This is a genomic window from Klebsiella sp. P1954 (genome assembly GCF_018199955.1).
Taxonomy (GTDB): domain Bacteria; phylum Pseudomonadota; class Gammaproteobacteria; order Enterobacterales; family Enterobacteriaceae; genus Klebsiella; species Klebsiella pneumoniae.
This window is the reverse complement of sequence record NZ_CP073373.1, coordinates 4,646,686-4,673,206: the sequence shown is the minus strand read 5'-3', so window position 1 is coordinate 4,673,206 and position 26,521 is coordinate 4,646,686. Positions and strand designations below refer to the sequence as shown.

At 57.7% G+C, this 26,521-nt stretch carries 23 protein-coding genes; 9 read left to right on the top strand and 14 right to left on the bottom strand.

What is annotated here, in order from left to right:
- The first annotated feature begins 126 nt into the window (after positions 1 to 126).
- The 4 genes from KB890_RS22530 to sanA all read left to right on the top strand — a co-directional run bounded on the left by KB890_RS22530 (position 127) and on the right by sanA (position 3,221).
- The gene (locus KB890_RS22530; RefSeq protein ID WP_002912865.1) at positions 127 to 525 is read left to right on the top strand and encodes a CidA/LrgA family protein; all 399 of its coding nucleotides are present in this window, start codon (positions 127 to 129) and stop codon (positions 523 to 525) included.
- Positions 522 to 1,217 (top strand): CidB/LrgB family autolysis modulator, encoded by a 696-nt coding sequence (locus KB890_RS22525; RefSeq protein WP_002912867.1) that lies wholly within the window; start codon positions 522 to 524, stop codon positions 1,215 to 1,217. The genes KB890_RS22530 and KB890_RS22525 overlap by 4 nt, the downstream gene beginning before the upstream one ends.
- Before the next feature lie 127 nt (positions 1,218 to 1,344).
- Positions 1,345 to 2,229, top strand: a complete 885-nt coding sequence (cdd, locus tag KB890_RS22520; protein ID WP_020324339.1) for a cytidine deaminase — start codon at positions 1,345 to 1,347, stop codon at positions 2,227 to 2,229.
- A 275-nt stretch (positions 2,230 to 2,504) separates the two neighbouring features.
- Complete coding sequence (gene sanA / locus KB890_RS22515; protein ID WP_002912870.1) at positions 2,505 to 3,221, top strand: outer membrane permeability protein SanA; 717 nt, start codon at positions 2,505 to 2,507, stop codon at positions 3,219 to 3,221.
- A 70-nt stretch (positions 3,222 to 3,291) separates the two neighbouring features.
- Here sanA and mglC read toward each other — a convergent pair whose 3' ends face one another.
- The 6 genes from mglC to folE form a co-directional block, all read right to left on the bottom strand.
- Entirely contained in the window at positions 3,292 to 4,302 is a 1,011-nt protein-coding gene (gene mglC / locus KB890_RS22510) for a galactose/methyl galactoside ABC transporter permease MglC (RefSeq protein ID WP_094932891.1), read from the bottom strand.
- 15 nt (positions 4,303 to 4,317) lie between these two features.
- Complete coding sequence (mglA, locus tag KB890_RS22505; protein WP_002912876.1) at positions 4,318 to 5,838, bottom strand: galactose/methyl galactoside ABC transporter ATP-binding protein MglA; 1,521 nt, start codon at positions 5,836 to 5,838, stop codon at positions 4,318 to 4,320.
- A 118-nt stretch (positions 5,839 to 5,956) separates the two neighbouring features.
- Entirely contained in the window at positions 5,957 to 6,955 is a 999-nt protein-coding gene (gene mglB, locus KB890_RS22500) for a galactose/glucose ABC transporter substrate-binding protein MglB (protein ID WP_020324332.1), read from the bottom strand.
- A 296-nt stretch (positions 6,956 to 7,251) separates the two neighbouring features.
- Positions 7,252 to 8,274, bottom strand: coding sequence for an HTH-type transcriptional regulator GalS (galS, locus tag KB890_RS22495; protein WP_002912919.1), 1,023 nt, complete (start codon positions 8,272 to 8,274; stop codon positions 7,252 to 7,254).
- Positions 8,275 to 8,429: 155 nt separating this feature from the next.
- On the bottom strand, positions 8,430 to 9,587 hold the full coding sequence (gene yeiB, locus KB890_RS22490; protein ID WP_020324375.1) for a DUF418 domain-containing protein YeiB: 1,158 nt from the start codon (positions 9,585 to 9,587) through the stop codon (positions 8,430 to 8,432).
- A gap of 15 nt (positions 9,588 to 9,602) precedes the next feature.
- A complete protein-coding gene (gene folE, locus KB890_RS22485) occupies positions 9,603 to 10,271 on the bottom strand; it encodes a GTP cyclohydrolase I FolE (protein ID WP_002912924.1) in 669 nt (222 codons plus the stop codon).
- Between the two features lie 360 nt (positions 10,272 to 10,631).
- Between folE and fghA the strand changes: the two genes are divergently transcribed.
- Complete coding sequence (gene fghA, locus KB890_RS22480; protein WP_004151123.1) at positions 10,632 to 11,465, top strand: S-formylglutathione hydrolase; 834 nt, start codon at positions 10,632 to 10,634, stop codon at positions 11,463 to 11,465.
- Between the two features lie 70 nt (positions 11,466 to 11,535).
- On the opposite strand, the gene cirA is transcribed toward fghA, so the two are convergent.
- From cirA to yieE, 3 genes are all read right to left on the bottom strand, one after another.
- The gene (gene cirA, locus KB890_RS22475; protein WP_020324292.1) at positions 11,536 to 13,509 is read right to left on the bottom strand and encodes a catecholate siderophore receptor CirA; all 1,974 of its coding nucleotides are present in this window, start codon (positions 13,507 to 13,509) and stop codon (positions 11,536 to 11,538) included.
- A 498-nt stretch (positions 13,510 to 14,007) separates the two neighbouring features.
- The gene (locus KB890_RS22470) at positions 14,008 to 15,477 is read right to left on the bottom strand and encodes an amino acid permease (RefSeq protein ID WP_002912929.1); all 1,470 of its coding nucleotides are present in this window, start codon (positions 15,475 to 15,477) and stop codon (positions 14,008 to 14,010) included.
- A 178-nt stretch (positions 15,478 to 15,655) separates the two neighbouring features.
- A complete protein-coding gene (gene yieE, locus KB890_RS22465) occupies positions 15,656 to 16,522 on the bottom strand; it encodes a DNA-binding transcriptional regulator YeiE (protein ID WP_002912932.1) in 867 nt (288 codons plus the stop codon).
- Between the two features lie 265 nt (positions 16,523 to 16,787).
- Here yieE and KB890_RS22460 point away from each other — a divergent pair, with 265 nt between their 5' ends.
- Both KB890_RS22460 and nfo read left to right on the top strand, forming a co-directional pair.
- Positions 16,788 to 17,837, top strand: a complete 1,050-nt coding sequence (locus tag KB890_RS22460; RefSeq protein ID WP_002912935.1) for a YeiH family protein — start codon at positions 16,788 to 16,790, stop codon at positions 17,835 to 17,837.
- 72 nt (positions 17,838 to 17,909) lie between these two features.
- Positions 17,910 to 18,764 (top strand): deoxyribonuclease IV, encoded by an 855-nt coding sequence (gene nfo, locus KB890_RS22455; protein WP_020806192.1) that lies wholly within the window; start codon positions 17,910 to 17,912, stop codon positions 18,762 to 18,764.
- A gap of 51 nt (positions 18,765 to 18,815) precedes the next feature.
- Here the strand turns inward: nfo and fruA are convergent, their stop codons facing one another.
- Genes fruA through fruB form a run of 3 tightly spaced genes read right to left on the bottom strand, consistent with a single transcriptional unit; the run spans position 18,816 to position 22,596 of the window.
- A complete protein-coding gene (fruA, locus tag KB890_RS22450) occupies positions 18,816 to 20,510 on the bottom strand; it encodes a PTS fructose transporter subunit IIBC (RefSeq protein ID WP_002912939.1) in 1,695 nt (564 codons plus the stop codon).
- A gap of 16 nt (positions 20,511 to 20,526) precedes the next feature.
- The gene (gene fruK, locus KB890_RS22445) at positions 20,527 to 21,465 is read right to left on the bottom strand and encodes a 1-phosphofructokinase (RefSeq protein WP_002912941.1); all 939 of its coding nucleotides are present in this window, start codon (positions 21,463 to 21,465) and stop codon (positions 20,527 to 20,529) included.
- On the bottom strand, positions 21,466 to 22,596 hold the full coding sequence (gene fruB, locus KB890_RS22440; RefSeq protein ID WP_002912947.1) for a fused PTS fructose transporter subunit IIA/HPr protein: 1,131 nt from the start codon (positions 22,594 to 22,596) through the stop codon (positions 21,466 to 21,468).
- 336 nt (positions 22,597 to 22,932) lie between these two features.
- Between fruB and setB the strand changes: the two genes are divergently transcribed.
- Positions 22,933 to 24,114, top strand: a complete 1,182-nt coding sequence (gene setB / locus KB890_RS22435) for a sugar efflux transporter SetB (RefSeq protein WP_020324354.1) — start codon at positions 22,933 to 22,935, stop codon at positions 24,112 to 24,114.
- A gap of 39 nt (positions 24,115 to 24,153) precedes the next feature.
- On the opposite strand, the gene KB890_RS22430 is transcribed toward setB, so the two are convergent.
- The gene (locus KB890_RS22430; protein WP_004175066.1) at positions 24,154 to 24,408 is read right to left on the bottom strand and encodes a YkgJ family cysteine cluster protein; all 255 of its coding nucleotides are present in this window, start codon (positions 24,406 to 24,408) and stop codon (positions 24,154 to 24,156) included.
- Between the two features lie 147 nt (positions 24,409 to 24,555).
- On the opposite strand from KB890_RS22430, the gene yeiP reads away from it, so the two are divergent.
- Positions 24,556 to 25,128: an elongation factor P-like protein YeiP gene (yeiP, locus tag KB890_RS22425; protein WP_002912951.1), complete on the top strand. Its 573-nt coding sequence runs from the start codon at positions 24,556 to 24,558 to the stop codon at positions 25,126 to 25,128.
- A gap of 70 nt (positions 25,129 to 25,198) precedes the next feature.
- On the opposite strand, the gene uxuA is transcribed toward yeiP, so the two are convergent.
- Complete coding sequence (uxuA, locus tag KB890_RS22420; RefSeq protein ID WP_020324303.1) at positions 25,199 to 26,389, bottom strand: mannonate dehydratase; 1,191 nt, start codon at positions 26,387 to 26,389, stop codon at positions 25,199 to 25,201.
- Positions 26,390 to 26,521 lie beyond the last annotated feature (132 nt).

Genomic DNA, 26,521 nt, shown 5'->3' with positions numbered 1-26,521 from the left:
GGCCCTGACGGGTGAGACTATGGTTCCCGTAAGCTATCAGCGCTATGCATAGAATTCATGATGTGATCGGTAGCACATTTTAGGGATTAATTGTATGATGAATGCACTTCATCAAGGGTTATTACCATGAGTAAATCGCTGACTATTATCTGGCAGTACCTGCGGGCTTTCGTCCTGATTTACGCCTGCCTGTACGCCGGAATTTTTATCGCCGGGCTGCTGCCTATCACTATCCCCGGCAGCATCATCGGCATGCTGATCCTCTTCGTGCTGCTGGCGCTGCAAATTATGCCGCCGCAATGGGTCAACCCCGGCTGCAATATCCTGATCCGCTATATGGCGCTGCTGTTCGTGCCGATCGGCGTTGGGGTGATGCAGTACTGGGATCTGCTGCGCGCCCAGCTGGGGCCTGTCGTTATCTCCTGCGCCATCAGTACGCTGGTGGTGTTTGTAGTGGTGAGCTGGAGCTCCCATTTGGTGCATGGCGAACGTAAAGTGATTGGCCAAAAAGGAAAAGAAGAATGATGCATGAAATCTGGTGGTCGCTACCGCTAACCCTGATCGTCTTTTTTCTCGCCCGCAAACTGGCGGCCCGCTTTAAGTTCCCGCTGCTCAACCCGCTGCTGGTGGCGATGGTGGTGATTATTCCATTTCTTCTGCTGACCGGGATCTCCTATGAGCGTTATTTTGCCGGCAGCAAAGTCCTGAACGATCTGCTGCAGCCGGCGGTAGTGGCCCTTGCGTTCCCGCTGTATGAACAGCTGCACCAGATCCGCGCCCGCTGGAAATCTATCATTACCATCTGCTTTATTGGCAGCTGCGTGGCGATGATCACCGGCACCACCGTCGCTCTGCTGATGGGCGCCACGCCGCAAATCGCCGCCTCTATTCTGCCTAAGTCAGTCACTACGCCGATTGCTATGGCGGTTAGCGGCAGCATCGGCGGCATTCCGGCCATCAGCGCCGTGTGCGTAATTTTTGTCGGCATCCTCGGCGCGGTATTTGGGCATACGTTGCTTAACCTGATGCGCATTCGCACCAAAGCGTCGCGCGGCCTGTCAATGGGCACCGCCTCGCACGCCCTCGGCACCGCCCGCTGCGCCGAGCTGGACTATCAGGAAGGCGCGTTTAGCTCACTGGCGCTGGTGCTGTGCGGGATCATCACCTCGTTGATGGCGCCGTTCTTATTTCCGCTGATCCTCGCAGTGGTAGGTTAATAGTGATTTAAATCACATTTTTTAATGCAACAAATCAGAGTTGCATAAAGAATGAGATATTCATCACATATGGAACCGCTGGCCGCCCGTACACTGGCTTCCCATTACACTGTTATGAGGCAACGCTATGCACTCACGTTTTCAAGCTGCTTTGACGACTCTGGCAGCAGATCTGCAGGCGGCCATCGCCCCGATGCTCGCCGACCCGCATTTCCCGGCGCTGCTCGAAGCCGATCAGGTGGCGACGCTGCAGCATGCGACAGGTCTGGACGAAGACGCGCTGGCTTTTGCGCTACTGCCGCTTGCCGCTGCCTGCGCGCGCCCCGACCTTTCTCATTTTAACGTCGGGGCTATCGCCCGCGGCGTCAGCGGCCGCTGGTACTTTGGCGGCAATATGGAGTTTCTCGGCGCTACCATGCAGCAGACCGTTCACGCGGAACAGAGCGCCATCAGCCACGCCTGGCTGCGCGGCGAGACCTCCCTGCGCGCTATCACGGTGAACTACACGCCGTGCGGTCATTGCCGTCAGTTTATGAACGAACTGAACAGCGGGCTGGCGCTGCGCATTCATCTGCCGGGTCGCGAAGCGCATGCTCTGGAGCACTATCTGCCGGACGCCTTTGGCCCGAAAGACCTGGAGATCAAAACCCTGCTGATGGATGAACAGGACCATGGCTACCCGGTGAGCGGCGATGTCCTGACCCAGGCAGCTATTCAGGCCGCCAACCGCTGCCATGCGCCCTACAGCCACTCGCCTTCCGGCGTGGCGCTTGAGCTGAAAGACGGTACCATTTTCAGCGGTAGCTATGCGGAAAACGCAGCGTTCAACCCGACGCTGCCGCCGCTGCAGGGGGCGCTGAATCTCCTTAGCCTCAACGGCTATGATTATCCCGCTATCCAGCGGGCAATCCTGGCGGAGAAAGCCGACGCGGCGCTGATCCAGTGGGATGCCACCGTCGCCACCCTGAAGGCGCTGGGCTGCCACAATATTGAGCGCGTCCTGTTAGGTTGATCAGCCTGAGCAGATTGCCGGACGGCGTCTTCGGCTTATCCGGCCGACTTTTTATACCGTTAGGTGTCGGGTGGCGCTACGCTTACCCGACCTACGGTTCGCGCCATGGCGAGCTGAAGATCCCTATGCCGGGTGTCGGCTCACGCCTTACCCGGCCTGCGTTCGGCGATCTGTCTATATTGCTGAAAATCCCCGCAATCAAACGCGGGTTTCTTGCGCTTACCCGGCGGGTAAAGTAGCCTGAAGACTCCGTTGTCTATTATTGAGCCAAGTTCATGTTAAAGCGTGCGTTCTACAGCCTGTTAGTCCTGCTCGGCCTGCTGCTGTTGACCGTGCTGGGCCTTGACCGCTGGATGAGCTGGAAAACCGCGCCCTATATCTATGATGAACTGCAGGACCTGCCCTACCGTCAGGTCGGTGTGGTGCTGGGCACCGCCAAATATTACCGCACCGGCGTCATCAATCAGTATTACCGTTACCGCATCCAGGGTGCGCTGAACGCCTACAACAGCGGCAAGGTCAACTATCTCCTGCTGAGCGGCGATAATGCTCTGCAAAGCTACAATGAACCGATGACTATGCGTCGGGACCTGATTAAAGGCGGCGTCGATCCCGCGGATATCGTACTGGACTATGCCGGTTTCCGTACCCTCGACTCGATCGTCCGTACCCGGAAAGTGTTCGACACCAACGACTTCATTATCATCACCCAGCGCTTCCACTGCGAACGGGCGCTGTTTATCGCCCTGCATATGGGGATCCAGGCCCAGTGCTACGCGGTGCCGTCGCCGAAGGATATGTGGAGCGTGCGGCTGCGCGAGTTCGGCGCCCGCTTTGGCGCGCTGGCGGACCTCTATATCTTCAAACGGGAACCGCGGTTTCTCGGCCCTCTCATCCCGATTCCGGCGCAGCAGCATGACGTGCCGGATGACGCCCAGTCCTACCCGGCCGTCACCCCGGAGCAGCTGCTGGAGCTGCAGAAAGAAAAGTAGCCTCCATCAACGCATTCGTTTCAGATATAAAAAAACCCGCGCCAGGCGCGGGTTTTTGATGCGTTCAATCTTATTTCTTACGGGCGTATTTCAGGGAGTCCAGCGCCACGGCGAAGATAATAATCGCCCCCTTAATAATGTACTGCCAGTAAGGGTTGACGCCGATATAGGTCAGGCCGTAGTTGATGACGGTGAAAATAATCACCCCGGTCACCACGCCAAACACCGTCCCTACCCCGCCGCTGAACGATACGCCGCCCACCACACAGGCGGCGATGGCGTCCAGTTCATACATAAAGCCGAGGTTATTGGTCGCCGAACCGATACGTCCGGCTTCCAGCAGGCCGCCGAAGGCGTAGAACACGCCGGAGAGGGCATAGATCATCAGCAGGTTTAACGCTACGTTAACCCCGGAGACCTTCGCCGCTTCCGGGTTACCGCCGATAGCGAAAATGTTTTTGCCAAAGCGCGTCTTGTTCCACAGGATCCAGACAAAGAAGACGGCAATCAGCGCGTAGAAGGTAATGTAGGACAGGCGGAAGGAGTCCAGTGCCACAAACCCCTGCGCGAAATGGGAGAAGTGGCTGTCGAAGCCGGAGATCGGCGACGCGCCCACGAAGTCGTAGTACAGCGAGTTAATGCCGTACACGATGATCATGGTGCCGAGAGTGGTAATAAACGGCGTCACGTTCAGGTAGGCAATGACGATCCCGTTAATCAGGCCGATGACCGCCCCGATGGCGCACACCAGCAGGATCACCAGCGGGATCGGCATGGTCGCCATATCCGGGAATACCTTATTGGCATTATCCACCGCCTGCAGCATGGTGGCGGCAATTACCGCCGCCAGACCCACCTGACGGCCGGCGGAGAGGTCGGTCCCCTGCGTGACGATAAGTCCGGCCACGCCGAGGGCAATTATAATACGCACCGAGGACTGGGTCAGAATATTACTCAGGTTGAGCAGACTTAAAAATGTCGGATCCTGGAAAATAATAATGGCCAGCAGGACCAGAAGGACAACATATATCCCACCCTCTTTCAGGTAAGTGAGAAAACTCTTTTTATTTAACGCACTCATGTGAAGCCCCTGATCTTAAAGGTGCAATGACGCAAGACGCAGTATTTCGTTTTGCGTGGTGGTTTTAGTCTCAACAATGCCCGCGACCAGGCCGTTGCTCATCACCAGAATGCGGTCGGTAATCCCCAGCAGTTCCGGCATTTCGGAAGAAATAATAATGATCCCTTTGTCTTTTTTAGCCAGTTCGGCAATCAGCTGATAGATTTCAAACTTGGCGCCGACGTCGATACCGCGCGTTGGCTCATCCAGCATCAGGATCTCCGGCTGGGTCAGCAGCCAGCGGCCTATAATGACCTTTTGCTGGTTACCACCGGAAAGCGAGCCAATCTGCGTATGCTGACCGGGGGTTTTGACGCGCATCGAGTCAATAACCCATTGGGTATCGCTCTTCATTCGCGAGTTATCCAGCAAGCCGACGCTGTTTTTATATTTCTTAATATTGGAGATCAGCGAGTTAAACCCGATATCCAGATAGGCGTAAATCCCGGTAGAGCGCCGCTCCTCGGTCACCAGCGCAAAACCGTGGTTAATCGCCTCGTTGGCGCTGTGGTTGTTGATCTTCTTGCCGTGCAGCGTGATGGTGCCGCTGGCCTTCTCACGGATGCCGAACAGGGTCTCCACGATGTCGGTGCGTTTAGCGCCCACCAAGCCGGCGATACCGAGAATTTCGCCCTTATGCAGGTCAAAGGAGACATCGCGAATGGAGGGCTGGCGCAGCGAGGTGAGATTGCGCACCTGGAGGATCACTTCGCCCGGAGTGTTTTCGCGATCCGGAAAACGCTGGTTAAGCGAACGCCCGACCATCATGGCGATGATCTTATCCATATCCAGCCCTTCCAGCGGCTGGGTGGCGATCCACTGGCCGTCGCGCAGGATGGTTATTTCATCGCACAACTGGAAAATTTCTTCCATTTTATGCGAGATATAGACGATACCGCAGCCGCGATCTTTCAGCTTACGGATGATCTTAAACAGATGGTTGACCTCTTTTTCCGTCAGCGATGACGTCGGCTCATCCATGATGACGATTTTGGCGTCATAGGAAAACGCCTTCGCGATCTCAATCATCTGCATCTGAGATACCGATAAGGTACCGACGCGGGCGCGCGGATCGATATCAATATCCAGCTCATCAAAAATGGCCTTGGTATCCCGGTACATTTTGTCCTGATCGACAAACATGCCTTTAGTTGGATAGCGCCCGAGCCACATGTTATCCATGACCGAACGCTGTAATACCAGGTTTAATTCCTGATGCACCATCGAAATACCGTTTTCCAGGGCTTCTTTCGCCGAATGGAAATCGATCTCTTTTCCCTGAAAAAGAATGCTACCGGAATCTTTTTGATAGATCCCAAAAAGGCATTTTAATAATGTCGATTTACCGGCGCCGTTCTCACCCATTAACGCATGAATGGAGTGCGGACGAACCTTCAGGTTGACATTATCAAGAGCCTTGACGCCAGGAAACGATTTGTTGATGTTGCTCATCTCCAACAAATATTCGCCTGACCGTTCGCTATTATTGCTGACCATAGTTATACCTGGCTGCGTTCATGCAAGCCCCGTCCGGCGCACTAGCGCCAGCAGGAGTCTGGTTCTGTATCAGGAATAATCGGGCGTGGATAACCCACGCCCGCAACTCACATCACGATTATTTGCCGGTAAGCTGGCTCAGGTTGTCTTTATCGACGCCCACGTAGGGGACGCGAACAATCTTGTTGTCAATTTTCCAGTTGGTGCCTGCCGCGGCGTCTTTCCCGTCGGCAAGGTTTTTCGCCAGCTCGAAGGTCGCTTTCGCCTGGTTATTGGCATCGTTCAGCACAGTACCGGCCATCGCGCCGGATTTCACCAGCGCCAGGGCTTCCGGCAGGGCATCAACGCCGAACACCGGAATGCTGCTCTTGTTGTGCGCTTTCAGCGCTTCAACCGCGCCCATCGCCATGGCGTCGTTGTTAGCGATCACCACTTCAATCTTGTTGGCATTCGGGCCGGAGAGCCAGGCGTCCATTTTGTCTTTCGCCTGGGCGGTATCCCACATCGCGGTATCCAGCTGCAGCTGCTGGGTCTTCAGACCTTTATCATTCAGCTCTTTAATAACGTAAGTGGTACGCGCTTCCGCATCCGGATGGCCCGGCTCGCCTTTCAGCAGGACGTACTGGATCTGACCGTCTTTATTCAGATCCCAGTTCGGGTTGGCTTTCCAGTGCTTGGCGATCAGATCGCCCTGAATAATCCCGGACTCTTTCGAGTCGGTACCGACGTAATAAGCCTTGTCATAACTATCCAGCGCTTTGCGGGAAGGCTCTTTGTTGAAGAACACCACCGGAATATTCTGCCCGCGCGCCTTTTCAATCACCGTACCTGCGGCGGCCGGGTCAACCAGGTTAATCGCCAGCGCCTTCACGCCTTTCGCCAGCAGCACGTCAATCTGATCGTTTTGTTTCGACTGGTCGTTCTGCGAATCATTCATCAATAGCTGGACGTCTGGCGCGGATTTGCCATCTTTTTCAATCGCCTTACGCACTACCGACATAAAGTTGTCGTCATATTTATAAATCGTCACGCCGATACGGGTATCTGCTGCGTGTGCGGCGGCGCCAAATAACAGACCAGCCATTACAGCAGACAGGGTAAACACCTTCTTATTCATGGAATCTCCGGTTTTATTATGCAGGGTCATTATTGTGAGAAAATGCAGGCGGGATTTGTTGCATTTGTGTTACCGCACAACGCATTTCACGACGAAAATTCGGTCTTCCGTGTCGGGTAACGCTCCAGAAAAATACGACTGTAAAACTCGTTTAACGCCTTGTTCCTAATAAATAAAGTGAGGAATATCCATCACCTCGTGGTTCAGACTGGTAAACGCTGCCATCATAATCAGGCGAATGTTAATATACTGTGAATTTACTCACAAATTGAAAGCGGTTACATCCCGCGATCGCGTCAGTTAGTGATCGGGCCCACAGTTTGCCGCTGGGCAACGGAATGACGGCGCACCAGCGTCGGCATAAAGCAGTGCGTCGCCTCGCGATCCAGCTTGCCGGCCGCCCCCAGCAGCGCCAGCTCGGTGGCCAGCTTTGCCATCGACATTACCGGATAGCGCACGGTGGTGAGCTGAGGATCGGTGTAACGGGAAATAGGAATATCATCAAAGCCAATCAGCGACAGATGCTGCGGCACGACAATGCCGTTGTCCTTCAGCGTCGTCAGCGCGCCGGCCGCCATGCTGTCGTTATAGGCAAACACCGCGGTGAGGCCGAGATTGCGCCCCAGCAGTTCGACCATCGCCGCTTCACCGCCCTGCATATCCGGGGAGCCGGAACCGATCCAGCTGTCCGGGGCGATGATGCCTTGCTCCTGCAGCGCTTTGCTCCACCCTTCCCGGCGCATATCGTCATCTTCAATGCCGTGGTTTGAGGAGAGATAGCCGATACGCTGGTGACCATGATTGAGCAGCATACGGGTGGCCATCAGCGCGCCGCTGACGTTGTCGAGTCCGACGCAGCGATGGGCATACCCCGGCACGATGCGGTTGATCAGCACCATCCCCGGGATATGTTGCATAAAGTCGCTCAGTTCATCATCGCTCAGCGCTTTCGAATGGACGATCAGCGCCGAGCAGCGCTGACGGATCAGCACCTCGATGGCGTGACGCTCTTTTTCCGCCTCGTGATAGCTGTTGCCGATCAGCACATATTTCTGATGCTGCTGAGCAACGGTATCCACTGCTTTCACCAGCGCGCCGAAGAAGGCATCGGAGACGTCCATCACCACTACGCCGATGGTATCGCTGACCTGGGTGGCCAGCGCCTGGGCGTTGGCGTTGGGCCGGTAGCCCAGTTGGGTCACCGCTTTCATCACCACGTCGCGCGTATCCGGACTCACCAGCGCGCTGTTATTCAGCACCCGCGACACGGTGGCCACGGAAACGCCCGCCTGGCGGGCGACATCACGAATGGTGATCATACTCAGCGACCTTAAGAGAATTACAGCACGTCACATTCACCTCCTGTGCTTAGCAAGGAGGCTATTCTGGCAGCGACCCGCGGTCCGCTGCGTGAGTGAGGTCACACGGCTGGAAACGTTTACATCCGTTTTGTTAATGATTGTGATCGAGATCGTTATCTGGATGTGTCTTTCAATGATGTGCCTGACGCACGCAGGGTTAACTGACGCCACAGCCATTCCACCGGCCCCTGGCGGAAGCGGCGCAGCCAGAGCGATGAGATAAGGAGGTTAACGGCCCAGATGGGGGGGACAAAGGCCAGCAGCTGCAGACGATCGAAGCGCATAAACAGCCCAAGATGATAAAACAGGGTGGTGCAGATCAGGGTCTGCAGCAGGTAGTTGGTCAGCGCCATGCGTCCGACGCAGGCGATAGCGCCCACCAGGCGGAAACGGCAGAGCTGCGGCCAGTAGCCCCAGGCCAGCGCGGCATAGCCGATAGCCTGCAGCGGGGCGCTAAGTTCGCGCGGCGCCTGCAGTAAAAACGCGCACCAGCGATAGTCCCAGGTCAGATACCACTGGGCGAATATTGCCGGCAGATTGACCGCCATGCCGGCCGCCACCAGCAGCGCGCCGGTACGCCGGTAGTGACGCAGGCTAAACTGCCCCTTCAGCCAGCCGCTGCGCATCAGCGCCGCGCCCATCAGCATCATCCCCGCCAGCTGCCAGCCATACTGCGCGCCCAGCGCCAGCAGATTGTCAGATAGCATATCCGCCCGGTTGCTGACCGCCTCCATGCCACCGTGCAGCTTCCAGTACTGCTCATACTGCAGGTTCGCCGCGTCCGGCGCCCACGAGCGATTCGCCGCGGTCCCGGAGATCATCCCCAACAGGACCAGCACCGCAATGCCGGTGAGGTAGAGCACCACCCCGGTGTTAAACAGCGATTTGACATGGTGCGCCTCACGCACCATGCGCCAGCTCACCAGCCCCACCAGGGCATAGGCCAGCAGAATATCGCCATCCCAGAAAAAAAGACCGTGAATGAAACCGAGCAGCGCCAGCAGCGTCAGCCGCGACTGGATCCAGCGCTTCCCTCGCGGAAGCAATAGCTGAAGACCGGCGCCAAACAGCAGCGCGAACAGGGTGAGAAACTTCACCTGCGCCAGCAGGTCGAGGAGCGCCCAGGTCCAGGCATCGCTAAGGGACGCGCTTCCTGACCAGGCGGGATTGAGATAAGCGGCCTTCGGCAAGCCGAAGGCGCTGATATTGAGAAGCAGGATACCGAGGATGGCGACGCCGCGGACAAAGTCCAGCGTGACATTTCTCTCCATGCACCCTGCTCCGTTTTAGTTGTGGTGACGTACTGCGCGCAGGAATTCCTGGCGGGTATTCTGGCTGGATTTAAACAGGCCGCCGAGAGAGGTGGTGGTGGTGGCGCTGGTCGCGTCGCGAATGCCGCGCGCCTTCACGCAATAATGCACCGCGTCAATGGATACCGCCACGTTGTTGGTGCCGAGCAGCGTCTGCAGCGCGATCAGGATCTGCTGCGTCAGACGCTCCTGGACCTGCGGACGTTGGGCGAAAAACTGCACGATGCGGTTGATTTTCGACAGGCCGATCACCGAATCTTTCGGGATATAGGCTACCGTCGCTTTACCATCGATGGTAACGAAATGGTGTTCGCAGGTGCTGGTCAGGGTGATATCGCGCACGGTGACCATTTCATCGACCTTCATTTTGTTTTCAATGACGGTGATTTTCGGGAAGCGAGAATAATCCAGCCCGGAGAAGATCTCATCGACATACATTTTGGCGATGCGATGCGGGGTCTCCATCAGACTGTCATCACTCAGATCCAGATTCAGCAGTTGCATAATCTCGGTCATATGACCGGTAATCAAACGCTTGCGTGTTTCGTTATCAATTTCTTGTACTGGCGCACGCATCGGCGTCTCCAGCCCACGAGCGACCAACGCTTCATGAACGAGGACGGCTTCTTTACTCAGTGATGACATTTATGTTTCTCCTGCAGGTGTGGCGCTCTTTGCTTTTTCTGGGGGCAAAGTTTGTATTCATTGTGCGTGAGGTGGCGCACAGAATCCAGTAGCCGTAACGATAATTATTGAAATTGGCGCTGCCTTTTATTAGGGAGCGAAGCCATGCCTCAGGCGCAACGCCAAATCCTTATCGCCGTATCCGGAATGTTCCAACCGCTGTACGCATTCATAAGCGCCGTCGCTACACCGGCATGTTGGCTATAAGTTGCATTAATGATGCAGTAAGTTCTCAAAAGGAGAAAGTGAAAGTTGCTCACCGGCTAATGAAATATCTGTATTATGAACGTTTACGCGCACATCCCTTCCGAGGAGCCTTGCATGGAACTGCTTGAAGAGCATCGCTGTTTTGACGGCCAGCAACAACGCTGGCGTCATCACTCCCCTGTCCTGAACTGCGCCATGACGTTCAGCATTTTTTTACCGCCTGAGCGCGAAACGCCGCCGCCGGTGCTGTACTGGCTGTCGGGGCTGACCTGTAACGATGAGAACTTTACCACCAAGGCGGGCGCCCAGCGCATTGCCGCCGAGCTGGGCATCGCGCTGGTGATGCCGGATACCAGCCCGCGCGGTGACGAGGCGGCCAACGACGACGGTTACGATCTCGGACAAGGCGCCGGCTTCTACCTGAACGCCACCGAGGCGCCCTGGGCGGCGCACTACCGAATGTACGATTACCTGCGTGACGAACTGCCCGCGCTTATTCGTAGCGAGTTTAGCGTCGGCGAACGCTGCGCCGTCAGCGGCCACTCGATGGGCGGCCACGGCGCGCTCATTATGGCGCTCAAAAATCCCGGCCGCTACGCCAGCGTCTCCGCCTTCGCGCCGATCGTCAATCCCTCCCAGGTCCCGTGGGGCAAGAAAGCGTTTACCGCCTATCTCGGCGCGGATGAATCGGCATGGCACTCCTGGGACAGCTGCGCGCTGATGCAGGCCAGCCGGCCGGAGGACGCCGTGCCGACGCTTATCGATCAGGGCGACAACGATCCTTTCCTTGCCGGACAGCTGCAGCCGGCGGTACTGGCGGAGGTCGCGCGGCAGAAGGCCTGGCCGTTAACGCTGCGCATCCAGCCCGGTTACGACCACAGCTATTACTTCATTGCCTCGTTTATTGAAGACCATCTGCGCTTCCATGCGCAGCATCTCTTTGGCTAAACGCCAATGCGCCGCGAAGCTGCTTCGCGGCGCATGTTCAGGCCTACAGGACGCGTTTTAGCGCCGGCAATCAGAAGCGATAATCCACCGCCATAAAGTAGCGACGGCCTTCTTCGGTATAGCTGTAGTCGTCCCGGCTCAGATCTTTATCACCCACGTTCTGCACCCCGGAGCGCAGTTTCACGTTTTTGGTCACCTGCCATGCCGCGCCAACGTCAAACAGGGTGTAGCCGCCCGGCGTTTTGCCGGTGGCGCTCACCGCGCGCTGCTGGCCGGTATAGTTGGCCGTCACGTAGAAGGACCAGTCGTCCAGCGGTTTCCAGTCGAGCGTGCCGTTGGCGGTATGGAACGGCAGCGTCTGCAGCGGTTTGTCGCCGCCATTGCTCAGATCGCGACCATCGTTGTAGGTGTAGTTCACCGTCAGCTTCCACTCATCGCCAAACGGGATCTTCACCTCCGTCTCCACCCCTTTGATGCGGGCTTTGTTGACGTTGAAATAGCGGAAGATCGGCACGCGCTTGCCGTTGACGGTTTTCCAGCCGACAAAGTTCGGATAGCCCGGCGCTTCGCTGGCGCTGGAGGTGCGCAGAACGTCGATCATGTCGTCGACATTATTCTGGAAGGTGGTGATGCTGCCTTCGACATTTTCAAGCCAGCCCTCTTCCCCGCGGTAGTAGAGACCGAGCTCGAAGCTTTCGCTGGTTTCCGGTTTCAGATCCGGGTTACCGACGATGCTGCACGAGCCGCGGCAGGAGTTGGTGGTCCAGTCGGGGTTAAGCTGCAGCAGCGACGGGGCTTTAAACGCCGTCGCCCAGCCGCCTTTGACGGTGACGGTATCGGTGGCGTTATACACCAGATAGGCGCGCGGGCTCCAGTGATCGCCATAGGTCTGATGGTCGTCCATACGAATGCCGGTGGTCAGCGCCAGCGGCTCGATGATGCGCCATTCGTCTTCGATAAACAGGGCGTACTGGCTAGCCGACGTTGACTGGCCGCCGCTGCTCAGGTTGACCGGATCTTTCAGTTTGTCGTGGCGCCATTCGCCGCCGAAGGTCACCAGCTGGTTAATCATGCCCAGCGGCAGGACATACTTGCCGTCGATGGCATTGCTTTCCGAGGTAATAGTCCCGCTCTGCCCTGGATTTTTGTTATCCACCTTTTCGCCGTAGAACTTGAGCTCGCTATTGCCGATATCCCAGCGGCCGTTATGGCTCAGAGAGTAGTTCTCCCGCTCAAGGCGGTTGCGGTCAAGGGAATCGGAATCGCGATCCTGACGGTCAAAGCCGTAGCCTGCGGTAAAATCGTGGTTTTCGTTCGGCGTCCAGGCGAATTCAACATTGCCATCGCGGCTGGTGAAGCCCTCGATGCGCGGCGTCTCGCCGGTGGCATTACTGGATGACTGCGGATCGTCCTTGGCGCGTTTTGCCAGGCTGCCGTAGGCCTTCATTCCAAGTACGCCGTCGATCAGCGGGCCGCTGGTGAAGAACTGGCCGTTATAGGTATCCCCGCGATCGCGGTGCTCCTGAATAGCGGTATCAGCACTCAGCGTCCCGGTCCATTTCTGGCCGATTTTTTTGGTAATAATGTTGACCACCCCACCGAGCGCATCGGAGCCGTAGAGGGAGGACATCGGGCCGCGCACCACTTCGATACGCTCAATAGCATCCACCGGGATCCAGTTAAGGTCGAAGTCATTGTGGCGGAAGACGGCGTTCCGCGAGTTAACGCGCTTGCCGTCGACCAGGATCAGGGTATAGCTGCTGCTCAGACCGCGGATGCTAACGCCCTTGCGGTTATCCCCTTCGTTGGTGAGCTGGACCCCAGGCACATCGCGCAGCACGTCTTTCAGGTTCTGAACAGGCTTGCGTTGTAAATCCTGTTGGGTGATGACGCTGATGCTCGCCGGCGCGTCTTTGACATTCTGTTCAGTGGCCGAGGCGGTCACCACCAGCGTTTCTTCATTCACATCGGCCAGAGCCGGAAACGCCAACGATACGACGGACGCAGACAATCCCGCCCGGATAAAAGGGTTTAACCTGAACATTCCAAATCTCCATGAGGTGTACAACCAAACAAACAACAAGGTGCTGCTCACACGCGCTGGCGGCCTGTCGCTCTGTCGGCGGCATGCTCGCGCTGTTTTCTCGTCGATGTGGCTGGTCGCCCGGTGTCAGTCTGTACAAGCGGCAGAGACGGGGAGTGGCTTCATCCGTAATGGGCGAAAATGATAAAGATAATGATTACGATTATCAATATAATTATGAAGAATTGTGACAAGCTGTAACCGCACAAACATAAAAAAAGCCCTCTGTTCAGAGGGCTTCCGGGTGATGACAAATCTGTCTTCGTTATTGCGCTCACATGTCTGCCGGGTGGCGGCTTCCGCCTTACCAGGCCTACGAAACATCGCAATATCAATCAGTTACGCGGTTATCTGTAGGCCTACGCAAGCGCAGCGCCGCCGGGCAATCCCTGAAAATTGCACTTTGCCAGCAATATAAAGCCCTCTTCACAGAGGGCTTTTATCGCACAATCGCGAAGATTAACGCTTAAAGCGGTCCGGGAAGGTCATTTCGCTGTAGCGAACAAAGCGGGTGCCTTTCGCCAGCTTGTAACCAAACCAGATGACGAGGAACAGCGGAATACCAATGTAGGTCGCCGCCACGCCGCCCCAGTCAATGGTGTCCTTGAGGAACGCTTCGTAGTTCTGTCCGAGGGTGATGATCAGGCACAGCACGAAGGCGAAGATCGGCCCCAGCGGGAAGAACCCGGAACGATACGGCAGATTATTAATATCGTTACCCTGCAGGACGTAGCCGCGACGGAAACGATAGTGGCTGATCGCAATACCCAGCCAGGCGATAAAGCCCGTCATCCCGGAGGTGTTCAGCAGCCACAGGTACACCGTCTGGTTGCCAAACATGGAAGTCAGGAAGCACAGCGCCGCGATCACGGTGGTCGCGTACAGCGCGTTACGCGGCACGCCGCCACGCGACAGCTTCGAGAAAATACGCGGCGCTTTACCGTCGCAGGCCAGGGTGTACAGCATACGCGTGGAGGCGTACATCCCGGAGTTACCCGCCGACAGCACGGCAGTCAGGATAACGGCGTTCATGATTGCCGCCGCCGACAGCAAACCAGCATGCTGGAACACCAGGGTGAACGGGCTGACGGAGATATCCTTCACATCATTGCGCAGCAGACTCGGATCGGTATACGGAATGATCAGGCTGATAATCAGGATCGCGAAGACGTAAAACAGCAGGATACGCCAGAAGACCTGGCGCACCGCGCGCGGAATGTTCTTCTCCGGATTTTCAGATTCACCGGCAGCGATGCCGATAAGCTCGGTGCCCTGGAACGAGAAGCCGACAATCATCGCCACGCCAATCATCGCCGAGAAACCGCCGGCGAACGGCGCATCCGCGATCCCCCAGTTGCTCCAGCCGGCTGGCTGCGCCCCTTTGAAGATGCCGACAATCATCATCACGCCGACGATGATAAAGATAATGACGGTGGCTACCTTTATCAGCGAGAACCAGTATTCCGCCTCGCCAAAGCCGCGCACCGAGATCCAGTTCAGCAGGAACATGATGCCGAGGAACAAGGCGCTCCAGATCCAGCCCGGAGTGTCGGGGAACCAGTAGCTCATCACCAGCTGTGAGGCCACGAGGTCAACGGCGATCGTCACCGCCCAGTTGTACCAGTAGTTCCAGCCCAGCGCGAAGCCGAAGCCTTCTTCAACATAATTCTGCCCGTAGGTGGCGAAGGAACCGGATACCGGCATAAACGCCGCCAGCTCGCCGAGGCTGGTCATCAGGAAATAGACCATCAAACCGATCAGAATATAAGACAGCAGCGCCCCGCCGGGACCTGCTTGCGAAATGGTTGCGCCAGAGGCAACAAAAAGACCCGTACCGATGGAACCGCCGATGGCGATCATGGTCAAGTGGCGCGCCTTCAGTTCACGACGTAGCGTGGGCGCTTCTGTGGTTTTAGTTTCCGAAACCATGTGATAATGCTATCCATCCAAAAAATGAGGCGCGATTGTAGCAGACGATCGGGGTTCCATCCGGTACAAATGCAAAGTTATAAGAGAGCTTCATGATCGCCCGCAAATTATTAGTAAAGCACTAACCTGCGGAATTGCCAGCGAATTCCCCCCGTAATCAGGCGATAAAACCGGGCTGCTACACCTGGCAATAGTGCAGAAAACGTTGTAATGCTTTAGAAATATGCTTCTGCCGGTGATGGATCCGCCACAGCGTGCGCGTCAGCCGGGGCAATGGCACTTTCAGCTCCGCCAGCGTGCCCGAGGCAAGCTGTTCGGCAATCACCCGCCGCGATAGACAGCTGATGCCCAGGCCATGCCTGACCGCGTGCTTGATCGCCTCTGAATTACCCAGCTCCATGCCCAGATGAAACGCCGGCAGATGCGACAGCAGAACGTAATCGACAATCTCCCGGGTGCCGGAGCCATGCTCGCGCAGGATCCACGGCGCCTCAGCCAGTTGCTGCAGGGTCACCTCCCCCGCCAGCAGCGGTGAGTTGGGCGCGGCAAACACCACCAGTTCATCCTCCAGCCACGGCTCGGCAATAATATCGGCGGCATGGCACGGCCCCTCAATCAGGCCGAAATCCACCCGCAGGTCGGCGACGGCGTTGATGACGTCCAGGCTGTTGCCGACGCTCAGCTCGACCGGCAGATCCGGGAAGTCATGACGATAGCGGGCAATAATCTCCGGCATAATATAGTTGCCGATGGTGCTGCTGGCGTAGACTCGGATCGCCCCGTTATCGCCGCGAAACAGCTGCTCGATCTCCAGGGCCCGCTCCAGCAGCGCCAGCGCACGCGGGTACAGCAGCCGTCCATGCTCATTCACCACCAGTCGTTTACCGACGCGGTCAAACAGCTGCACGCCGAGCTGCCCTTCCAGATCGGTCAGCGCGGCGCTGACCGCGGATTGCGAAAGCGCCAGCATCTGTGACGCCTGAGTGGTCGACCCACTCTTGTGGACTTCGGCGAACACTTCCAGCTGCCGCAGCGTAATATGCATAACCCACCCGTTTAGTAATCCAACCTGAATAACCTTCCTTACTATGGTGACACAAATCGAGGCGGCTGACGGAAGGAAAATCCGCTTATATCACAAAATCATCGTCTTGCCGGCGAGACCGCCCCGCTTCTGCCTAACCCGCTCTCGCCCCGTTGTAACCGGCGAAGCGGCCATTAACCACTTATTACGATTGATTATAAACATATAATCAATTTTATATTTAATCCCGCGCGGCGTAACCTTTAGGCAGACAAAGGAGAAGGTTATGACAGCACTCACTTTACCCACCAAACATCGTTCCCTGTGGCATTTTGTCCCAGGCCTGGCGCTGACCGCCGCTCTGACCGGCGCCGCCCTGTGGGCCGGTAGTTTCCCGGCCATCGCCGGCGCGGGCTTTAGCGCCCTGACCCTCGCTATCCTGTTCGGGATGGTCGTCGGCAACACGGTCTACCCGAAAATCTGGCAGCCCTGCGACGGCGGGGTGATCTTCGCCAAGCAGCATCTGCTGCGCCTGGGGATCATCCTCTACGGCTTTCGCCTGACGTTCGCCCAGATTGCCGACGTCGGCGTGAGCGGTATTTTGATTGACGTTTTGACGCTCTCCAGTACCTTTTTCATCGCCTGCTTCCTTGGCCAGAAAGTGTTTGGTCTCGATAAACACACCAGCTGGCTGATCGGCGCCGGCAGCAGCATCTGCGGCGCGGCGGCCGTGCTCGCCACCGAGCCGGTGGTCAAAGCCGAAGCCAGTAAAGTGACGGTTGCCGTCGCTACAGTGGTTATCTTCGGTACCATCGCCATCTTCCTCTACCCGGCGATGTACCCGCTGCTGGCGCACTGGTTTACCCCGGAGACCTACGGGATCTATATGGGCTCCACCATGCATGAAGTGGCGCAGGTTGTTGCCGCCGGCCATGCGGTCAGCCCGGACGCGGAGAACGCGGCGGTTATCGCCAAAATGCTGCGCGTCATGATGCTGGCTCCGTTCCTGCTGTTCCTGGCGGCGCGTGTTAAACAGCTGACCCCGGCAGGCAACGGCGAGAAAAGCAAAATCACCATTCCGTGGTTCGCCATTATGTTCATCCTGGTGGCGGTGTTTAACTCCTTCCATCTGCTGCCGAAAGCCGTGGTGGATATGCTGGTGACGCTGGATACCGTCCTGCTGGCGATGGCAATGGCCGCCCTCGGGGTCACCACCCACGTCAGCGCGCTGAAAAAAGCCGGGGCGAAACCGCTGCTGATGGCGCTGATGCTGTTCGTCTGGTTGATTGTCGGCGGCGGGGTCATTAACGTCGCTATCCACAGCCTGATGGCATAAAGCACTACATCTTTCTCCAGTTAAGCCGCTATCATTACCCACCCCCCAGCGGCTTTAACTGGAGTTTTTTTTATGAAATACGTAGGAGCGCACGTGAGCGCCTCAGGTGGACTGGCCAATGCCGCCATTCGCGCCGCCGAAATCGAAGCAACCGCCTTCGCCCTCTTCACCAAGAACCAGCGCCAGTGGCGCGCCGCGCCGCTCAGCGACGAGACCATCGCCGAATTCAAAGCCGCCTGTGAAAAGTATCACTTTGGCCCGGGGCAGATCCTGCCGCACGACAGCTACCTGATTAACCTTGGCCACCCGGTGGAAGAAGCGCTGGAAAAATCCCGTGATGCTTTCATGGATGAAATGACCCGCTGCCAGCAGCTGGGATTGACGCTGCTCAACTTCCACCCCGGCAGCCATCTGCAGCAGATCCCGGAGGAGGAGTGCCTGGCGCGCATCGCCGAATCGATCAATATCGCGCTGGCGAAGACCGAAGGCGTTACTGCGGTGATCGAAAACACCGCTGGCCAGGGCAGCAACCTCGGCTTTAAGTTCGAGCACCTCGCGGCCATCATCGACGGTGTGGAAGATAAATCCCGCGTCGGCGTCTGCATCGATACCTGCCATGCTTTCGCCGCCGGCTACGACCTGCGCAGCGCCGAAGCCTGCGAAAAAACCTTCGCCGCCTTCGAACGCATCGTCGGTTTTCAGTATCTGCGCGGCATGCATCTCAACGATGCCAAGAGCGCCTTCGGCAGCCGGGTCGACCGTCACCACAGCCTGGGGGAAGGCAACATCGGCCACGATTGCTTCAGCTGGATCATGCAGGACAGCCGCTTCGACGGTATTCCGCTGATTCTGGAAACCATCAACCCGGATATCTGGGCGGAAGAGATTGCCTGGCTGCGGGCGCAGCAGATTGCCGAAGTGGCGTAAATAGAGACAAAAAAAGGGCCGAACAATCGGCCCTTTTTTATTGCGGTAGGATTATGCCGCTTTTTCAACTTCCGCTGTTTGCGCCTCAGGGCGTTTCAGCACCGCGTAGGCAAGGCCCGCCACCAGCGTTCCGGCAACAATCGCCAGCAGGTAGCCCAGCACCGGCGTAATCGCCCCCGGGATCAGCAGAACAAACAGCCCGCCGTGCGGCGCCATCAGTTTCGCGCCGACCGCCATGGAGATAGCGCCGGTTACCGCGCCGCCGACGATACAGCACGGCAGAACGCGCATCGGGTCACGGGCGGCAAAAGGAATCGCCCCTTCCGAGATAAAGCACAGGCCAAGAACCAGCGCGGCTTTGCCCCCTTCCCGCTGCCCTTTGTCGAACTTATTGCGCGCTACCAGCGTCGCGATACCCATCGCCAGCGGTGGCACCATACCGGCCGCCATGATCGCCGCCATCGGCGCATAGGTCTGGGTACTCAGCAGGCCAACGCCAAAGGCATAGGCCGCTTTGTTTACCGGCCCGCCCATATCGGTACACATCATCGCGCCGAGGATCGCGCCCAGCAGAACCGCGTTGGCGGTGCCCATGGTTTGCAGCCAGTGGGTCAGCCAGGCGAGGATACCGGCTACCGGTTTACCGATCAGATAGATCATTGCCAAACCCACGATCAGACTGGAGACCAGCGGAATGATCAGGATTGGCTTCAGGGCTTCCATACTCTGCGGCAGTTTCAGCTTCGTGCTGATGGCTTTCGCCACATAACCGGCAAGGAAACCAGCGATGATCCCGCCGATAAAGCCGGAGCCGCCGCTAACCGCCAGCATACCGCCGATAAGGCCCGGGGTCAGACCCGGACGGTCGGCAATGGAGAAGGCGATAAAGCCTGCCAGTACCGGCACCATCAGCGCGAAGGCCGAGCCGCCGCCGATCTGCATCAGCGCCGCCGCCAGGGTGTCTTTCACTTCAAACGCTTTGATCCCGAAGGCAAAGGAGAGCGCGATACACAGGCCCCCGGCCACTACCATCGGCAGCATATAGGAGACGCCGGTCAGCAGGTGGCGATAGGCGCCCGCCGACTCTTTTTTCCCTTCAGCAGCCGCCTGAGGTTTGCCGGATGGCTGGTACGGTTTGGCTTCCGCCACCGCTTTATCCAGCTCCTGGGCGGTTTTCTTCAGCGCCAGACCGGTGGTGGTGCGGTACATCGGCTTGCCGGCGAATTTCGCCAGGTCCACCTCGATATCGGCAGCGACGATCACCAGATCCGCCTCGGCCACCTCTTCCGGGGTGATGGCATTGCCCGCCCCAACGGAGCCGCGGGTCTCCACCTTCACCCACCAGCCGCGTTTTTTGGCTTCGGTTTCGATGGCTTCTGCCGCCATAAAGGTGTGGGCGACGCCGGTCGGACAGGCGGTGACCGCGACAATGCGTTTCTGCCCCTGAGCGGCGGCCGGAACGGCTACCGCCGCTGGCGCAACGTAGGGCTTAGCGTGGTCTTTCGCTTCTCCCAGGAACAGCTCCGGATGGGCGACAGCACGGTTAATATCGCCCAGGTAAACGTTTTTACCATTCAGCGCGCTATCGGCCGGCAGCGCGGTTCCCAGCACGATGGCCAGTTCGGCGTCATTCGGGTTATCAATCAGCTCAAGGTGCGCTTTCGGCGCCGCGGCACCCAGCAGGGTTTTCGCCATGTAGGCGCGCGCCTGTCCGAGTCCGGCATCAATAATCAGCAGCGTTTTCATTATGCCTCTCCTGCTGTCAATTAAAGGGTTGTAAGTCGACGCGCGCCATCATCGCGGCCAACTGGGTACGGTCGGTAATTCCTACATTGCTCTGGCTGACGGCCAGGGCAGCGACGGCGGTCGCCAGGCGCAGGGTATGCTCGCTGGATTCACGCATCAGCAGGCCGTAAATCAGGCCGCCGACCATCGAATCGCCGGCGCCAACGGTACTGACTACTTCCACTGAAGGTGGTTTAGCAATCCACTCCCCAGAGGCGTTGACCCACAGCGCGCCCTCTTCGCCCAGGGAGATCACCACGTGGGCGATACCCTGCTCGCGCAGCGCATGGGCGGCGTCGATAACATCTTTCATCTCCGGCAGCTTGCGGCCAGCCCAGATTTCCAGTTCGCGACGGTTCGGTTTCACCAGCCAGGGCGCCGCTTTTAGTCCGGCAACCAACGCTTCGCGGCTGCTGTCGAAAATGATGCATGGGCACTGACTGCGCAGACGGGTCATCCAGTCGGTGAAGGCTTCCGGGCTAACGCCGGACGGCAGGCTGCCGCTGACGCAGACCATATCGAACTGCCCGAGCCAGCTCAGGGAGTCGTTGACGAAGCGTTCCCAGTCGCCCGGGGTGACTTCAAAGCCGGAGAAGTTGAAATCGGTCACTTCGCCATCTTTTTCCGTCAGCTTAACGTTGATACGGGTCCGGCCCTGCACCACCTGGAAACGGTTGGCGATCCCCAGCTCGCTGAACAGCTGCTGAAAGCCGTCCTGGTTGTCTTTACCCAGGAAACCGCCGACGGTGACGTCAATGCCGAGATCTTTCAGCACTTTCGCCACATTAATGCCTTTCCCGGCAGCGTGCAGGCCGGTGGTGCGCACCAGGTTCACTTCGCCGCGTTCAATCTCCGGGGTGAATCCCACCAGGTCGTATGCCGGGTTTAACGTAATCGTTGCTACACGTCTGCTCATTTATGCGCCCTCCCCAAGGCCTGCGGCGATCGCTTCGCCAATCGCATCCAGCGCTTGTTGCGCATCCTCACCCTGCGCGGTAAAACGCAGACGGTGACCTTTTTTCACACCCAGCGCCACAACCTTCATCAGGCTGCGACCGTTAGCCGGCTTGCCGGAACCGTCGAGATTGGTGACGGTGATGTCGCTGGAAAATTGTTTAATGGTGTTGACCAGCATGGTGCCCGGACGGGCATGCAGGCCGTGTTCATTGCGCACCACGAATTCGGCGCTCAGCACATCTTCGGCAATGGCGTCGTCGCTGGTCAGCAGCGCCAGCACGGTGGCGGCGTCGGCTTTCAGCAAATGTTCAGCTTTCTTGTCCAGCAGCAGCTTGCTCAGACGGTTCAGCACTGCGGTCGGCTGCTCGTCGGCCATCGCCACCGTGACCAGCAGGGAAACCGGCTGCTCGTCGCGGGTAAAGGCGTTAGCCGCGCGGCTGACCGCCACGGCGCTGCGCAAATTGCCTTCCGCACTGTCGTTCAGCCAGACGCCCTGACCGAGGTTCAGCGGCGTATCGTTAATGACGTGGCTAACGAAGGCGGCATCGACAGCGCCAACTTCTTTCAGACGCGCCGCGTTCAGCGCCTGCAGGGTCAGCAGATCGCTGGCCGCGACGTCGAGACTGAGGGTCTCGTTATCCAGCTTCAGCGCTTCGCTCTGCTTCTCTCCCATCAGCAGCGCGCGCAGCTCTTCCGCGGTAGTGGCGGACTGCAGCTGCGCGGCGACCGCGTCATCGCTCAGCACGTGGGTCAGCTGACGCAGCAGGCCGAGGTGTTCATCTGAGCTGGCGGCAATCCCGATCGCCACATAGGCGGTCTGCCCTTCGCCCCAGGTGACGCCCTGCGGGAACTGAAACACCTGAACGCCAGTCTTCAGCACCTGGTCACGCGTATCCGTCGTGCCGTGCGGGATCGCGATCCCGTTGCCGAGGAAGGTCGAGGTCTGCTGCTCGCGAGCCAGCATGCCGTTCACGTAGCCATCGGCCACGTTGCCGGCGCTGACCAGCGCGGCGGCGACCTGCCGGATGGCCTCTTCTTTATTACCGGCCTGCTGGCCGGGATGAATATCCTGCACAGATAACTGGAACATGGTTCTCCTCTCCTGCTGAATTGAATCGTTTCAGCTAACTTGAGAAAAAAGGCGCCATCTGACGGGGAACGGATTGCCGAATGACGCTGAAACGTTTCAAGAATTTTGTACCTTTCTTGCTCAACGCGCAAGGTACGTCAGCGACTTGATCGCAGAACTTAGAGGTACTGCACACTTTTGCTGAAGCCTTAGCTATCGACCGCCTCGAACGTCAGCTTTTTGCTGAACCCTATATTTTGAAACGCCTTTTTAATTATTCGTGCCATACTACTGTTTATTTTTAGCCAGCAGGCGTAAACTCCGCGCCGTCTCCTGAAACTACAGAAAACCAAACCCATGGAAAACCGTAGCGCCGCTCTCCCCCGACGCGGGTTCGATGTCACCTCTTCCGCCTTCTTGATCGTCGCCTTTCTGACGGGCATTGCCGGGGCGCTGCAAACCCCGACCCTGAGCCTGTTTCTGACCAACGAAGTGCACGTCCGCCCGGCGATGGTCGGTTTCTTTTTTACCGGCAGCGCGGTTATTGGCATTCTGGTCAGTCAGTTCCTCGCCGGCCGCTCCGACCGTCAGGGCGATCGCAAGCAGCTGATTGTCGTCTGCTGTCTGCTGGGGGTGCTGGCCTGCGTCCTCTTTGCCTGGAACCGCAACTATTTCATTTTGCTGTTCATCGGCGTTTTTCTCAGCAGCTTTGGATCGACCGCCAACCCGCAGATGTTTGCCCTCGCGCGGGAGCATGCCGACAGGACCGGCCGCGAAGCGGTGATGTTCAGCTCCATTTTACGTGCCCAGGTCTCCCTGGCATGGGTGATTGGTCCCCCGCTGGCCTACGCCCTGGCGATGGGGTTTGGTTTTACCGCGATGTATCTCAGCGCCGCGGCGGCGTTTATCGTCTGCGGGATCATGGTCTGGCTATTCTTGCCCAGCATGCGCAAAGAAAACCCGGTAGCGACCGGCCGGCTGGAAGCTCCGCGCACGCATCGCCGCGATGCGCTGCTGCTGTTCAGCATCTGCACCCTGATGTGGGGTACTAACAGCCTGTACATCATTAACATGCCGCTGTTTATCATTAACGAGCTGCATCTGCCGGAGAAGCTGGCGGGGCTGATGATGGGCACCGCCGCCGGACTGGAAATTCCGACCATGCTGATTGCCGGTTACTACGCCCGGCGTTTCGGCAAACGCTTTCTGATGCGTCTTTCTGCAGTGGCCGGGGTGCTGTTTTACGTCGGCATGCTGACGGTGCATACGCCAGCGCTGCTGCTGGCGATGCAGGTGCTGAACGCCATCTATATCGGGATCCTCGCCGGGATCGGCATGCTCTATTTCCAGGACCTGATGCCGGGGCAGGCGGGCGCGGCCACCACCCTCTATACCAATACTACCCGCGTCGGCTGGATCATCGCCGGTTCACTGGCGGGGGTAGTGGCGGAGATCTGGAGCTATCACGCAGTGTTCTGGATTGCGCTGGCGATGGGCGTTGTCACTCAGGCCTGCCTGTGGCGGATAAAAGACGTGTAAGCACATTGGTTTCCATCCCTCTCATCTGCTGTGTTGAGCTCAGGGCGCGGTGGCCAGCTCAAGCTCCAGCAGCCAGGTGATCGCTTCATCGCGGTGGGTGAGGCACATCTCCGGCGAGGGCTGAAGGCTGGCGCACACCTTCGGGCGCAGAGGGGAGCCGAAAATAAGACATAAATTGCGCTCGGAAAGCTGGATACAACGGGTGTTAGCCGGCTTGCCCTGCGGCATGCCGGGGATCGGCGATGATATAGAGGGGGCGATGCAACATGCGCCACAATCAGTACGACATTCCACAACCCGACTCCCAAACGCTCATTTTGCGCCACAGCCTAAACGTTTTGCCAGAAGATAGCAAAACTCGCGAAATCCGCTTGCCTGAACGCCCGGGCGCGAGTAGTTTTACGCGATATTTTTGACTCGTTAAGTGACAGGATTACTGCAATGCCAAGAGCGAATGAAATTAAAAAAGGTATGGTGCTGAATTACAACGGCAAGCTGCTGATTGTGAAAAATATTGATATTCAGTCACCCAGCGCCCGCGGTGCTGCGACACTGTATAAAATGCGCTTCTCCGATGTGCGCACCGGCCTGAAAGTAGAAGAGCGCTTCAAAGGCGACGATATCGTCGATACCGTCACCCTGACCCGCCGTTTCGTCGACTTCTCCTACGTCGATGGCAACGAATACGTGTTCATGGATAAAGAAGACTATACCCCTTACACCTTTACCAAAGAGCAGATTGAAGAAGAGCTGCAGTTTATTCCGGAAGGTGGGATGCCGGACATGCAGGTGCTGACCTGGGACGGCCAGCTGCTGGCGCTGGAGCTGCCGCAGACCGTTGACCTGGAAATTATCGAAACCGCGCCGGGTATTAAAGGTGCGTCCGCCAGCTCCCGCACCAAGCCAGCCACCATGAGCACCGGCCTGGTGATTCAGGTGCCGGAATACCTGACCACCGGTGAGAAAATCCGCATTCATATCGAAGAGTGCCGCTATATGGGCCGCGCGGATTAATCATCGGTAACGCCCCGACAGTAAAAAAGGACAGCGCTGGCTGTCCTTTTTATTATCCCCATTGCCGCGATTACAGCAGTTCAGGGTATTTGGTCATTTTCAGCGCCAGCTCGACGCCGCGCACTTCCGCCATCCCCTTGAGACGGCCAATCGCCGAATAGCCTGGGTTGGTTTTCTTGCGCAGATCGTCGAGCATCTGATGACCATGATCCGGCCGAAATGGGATCGGGCGCAGATCGCCGGCCTGTTTACGCCGCTGCTCTTCGCGCAGGATAGCATCCACCACTGCCACCATATTGACGTCGCCGCTAAGGTGCGCCGCCTCGTGGAAGGTTTTTGGGTTTGCTTCACGGCAGGTAGAGCGCAGATGGGTAAAATGGATGCGATCGCCAAAGGTCTCCACCATCTTCACCAGATCGTTATCGGCGCGAACGCCATACGATCCGGTACACATGGTGAAGCCATTATTAATGCTGTCCACCGTCTCCTTCAGCCACTGCATATCTTCGATGGTCGACACGATACGCGGCAGGCCAAGGATCGGCCGCGGCGGATCGTCCGGATGCACAGCCAGGCGGATCCCTACCTCTTCGCATACCGGCACGATGGCGCGCAGGAAATAGGCCATATTTTCACGCAGCTGCGCTTTATCAATGTGGTCGTACTCCGCCAGACGCGCGCGGAACTGGTCAAGGGTGTAGCCCTCTTCCGCTCCCGGCAGGCCGGCGATGATATTGCGAGTCAGTTTATCGATATCTGCTTCGCTCATCACCTTGAAATAGACCTCAGCCTGACGCTGCTCTTCTTCACTGTAATCCGCTTCCGCTCCCGGGCGTTTAAGGATATGCAGCTCAAAGGCGGCGAAAGCGATCTGATCGAAACGCAGCGCCCGGGAGCCGTCCGGCAGCTCATATTCCAGATCGGTGCGCGTCCAGTCGAGGATCGGCATAAAGTTGTAGCACACGGTATCGATGCCGCAGGCCGCGAGGTTGCGGATGCTCTGCTGATAGTTGGCAATCCAGGTCGCATACTGCCCGCTGTGGGTTTTAATATCCTCGTGGACGGGAATGCTTTCGACGACCGACCAGGTCAACCCTTTTGCCGCTAACAGCGCCTGACGCGCTTTAATCTCGTCGACCGGCCATACCTGACCGTTTGCAATATGGTGCAGCGCAGTGACGACGCCGGTCGCCCCCGCCTGCCGTACATCATCAAGCGATACCGGATCGTTCGGCCCATACCACCGCCAGGTTTGCTCCATCGCTATGTCCTCACAAAAGTTGTTATACCAATAATGGCGACACTCATGACGACTACCATACATGTTTCTCGCCTGGCTGCAAACAGTGCTGGCCTATTGATTGATCCAGCTCACAGTCAGCGGATAATTTCG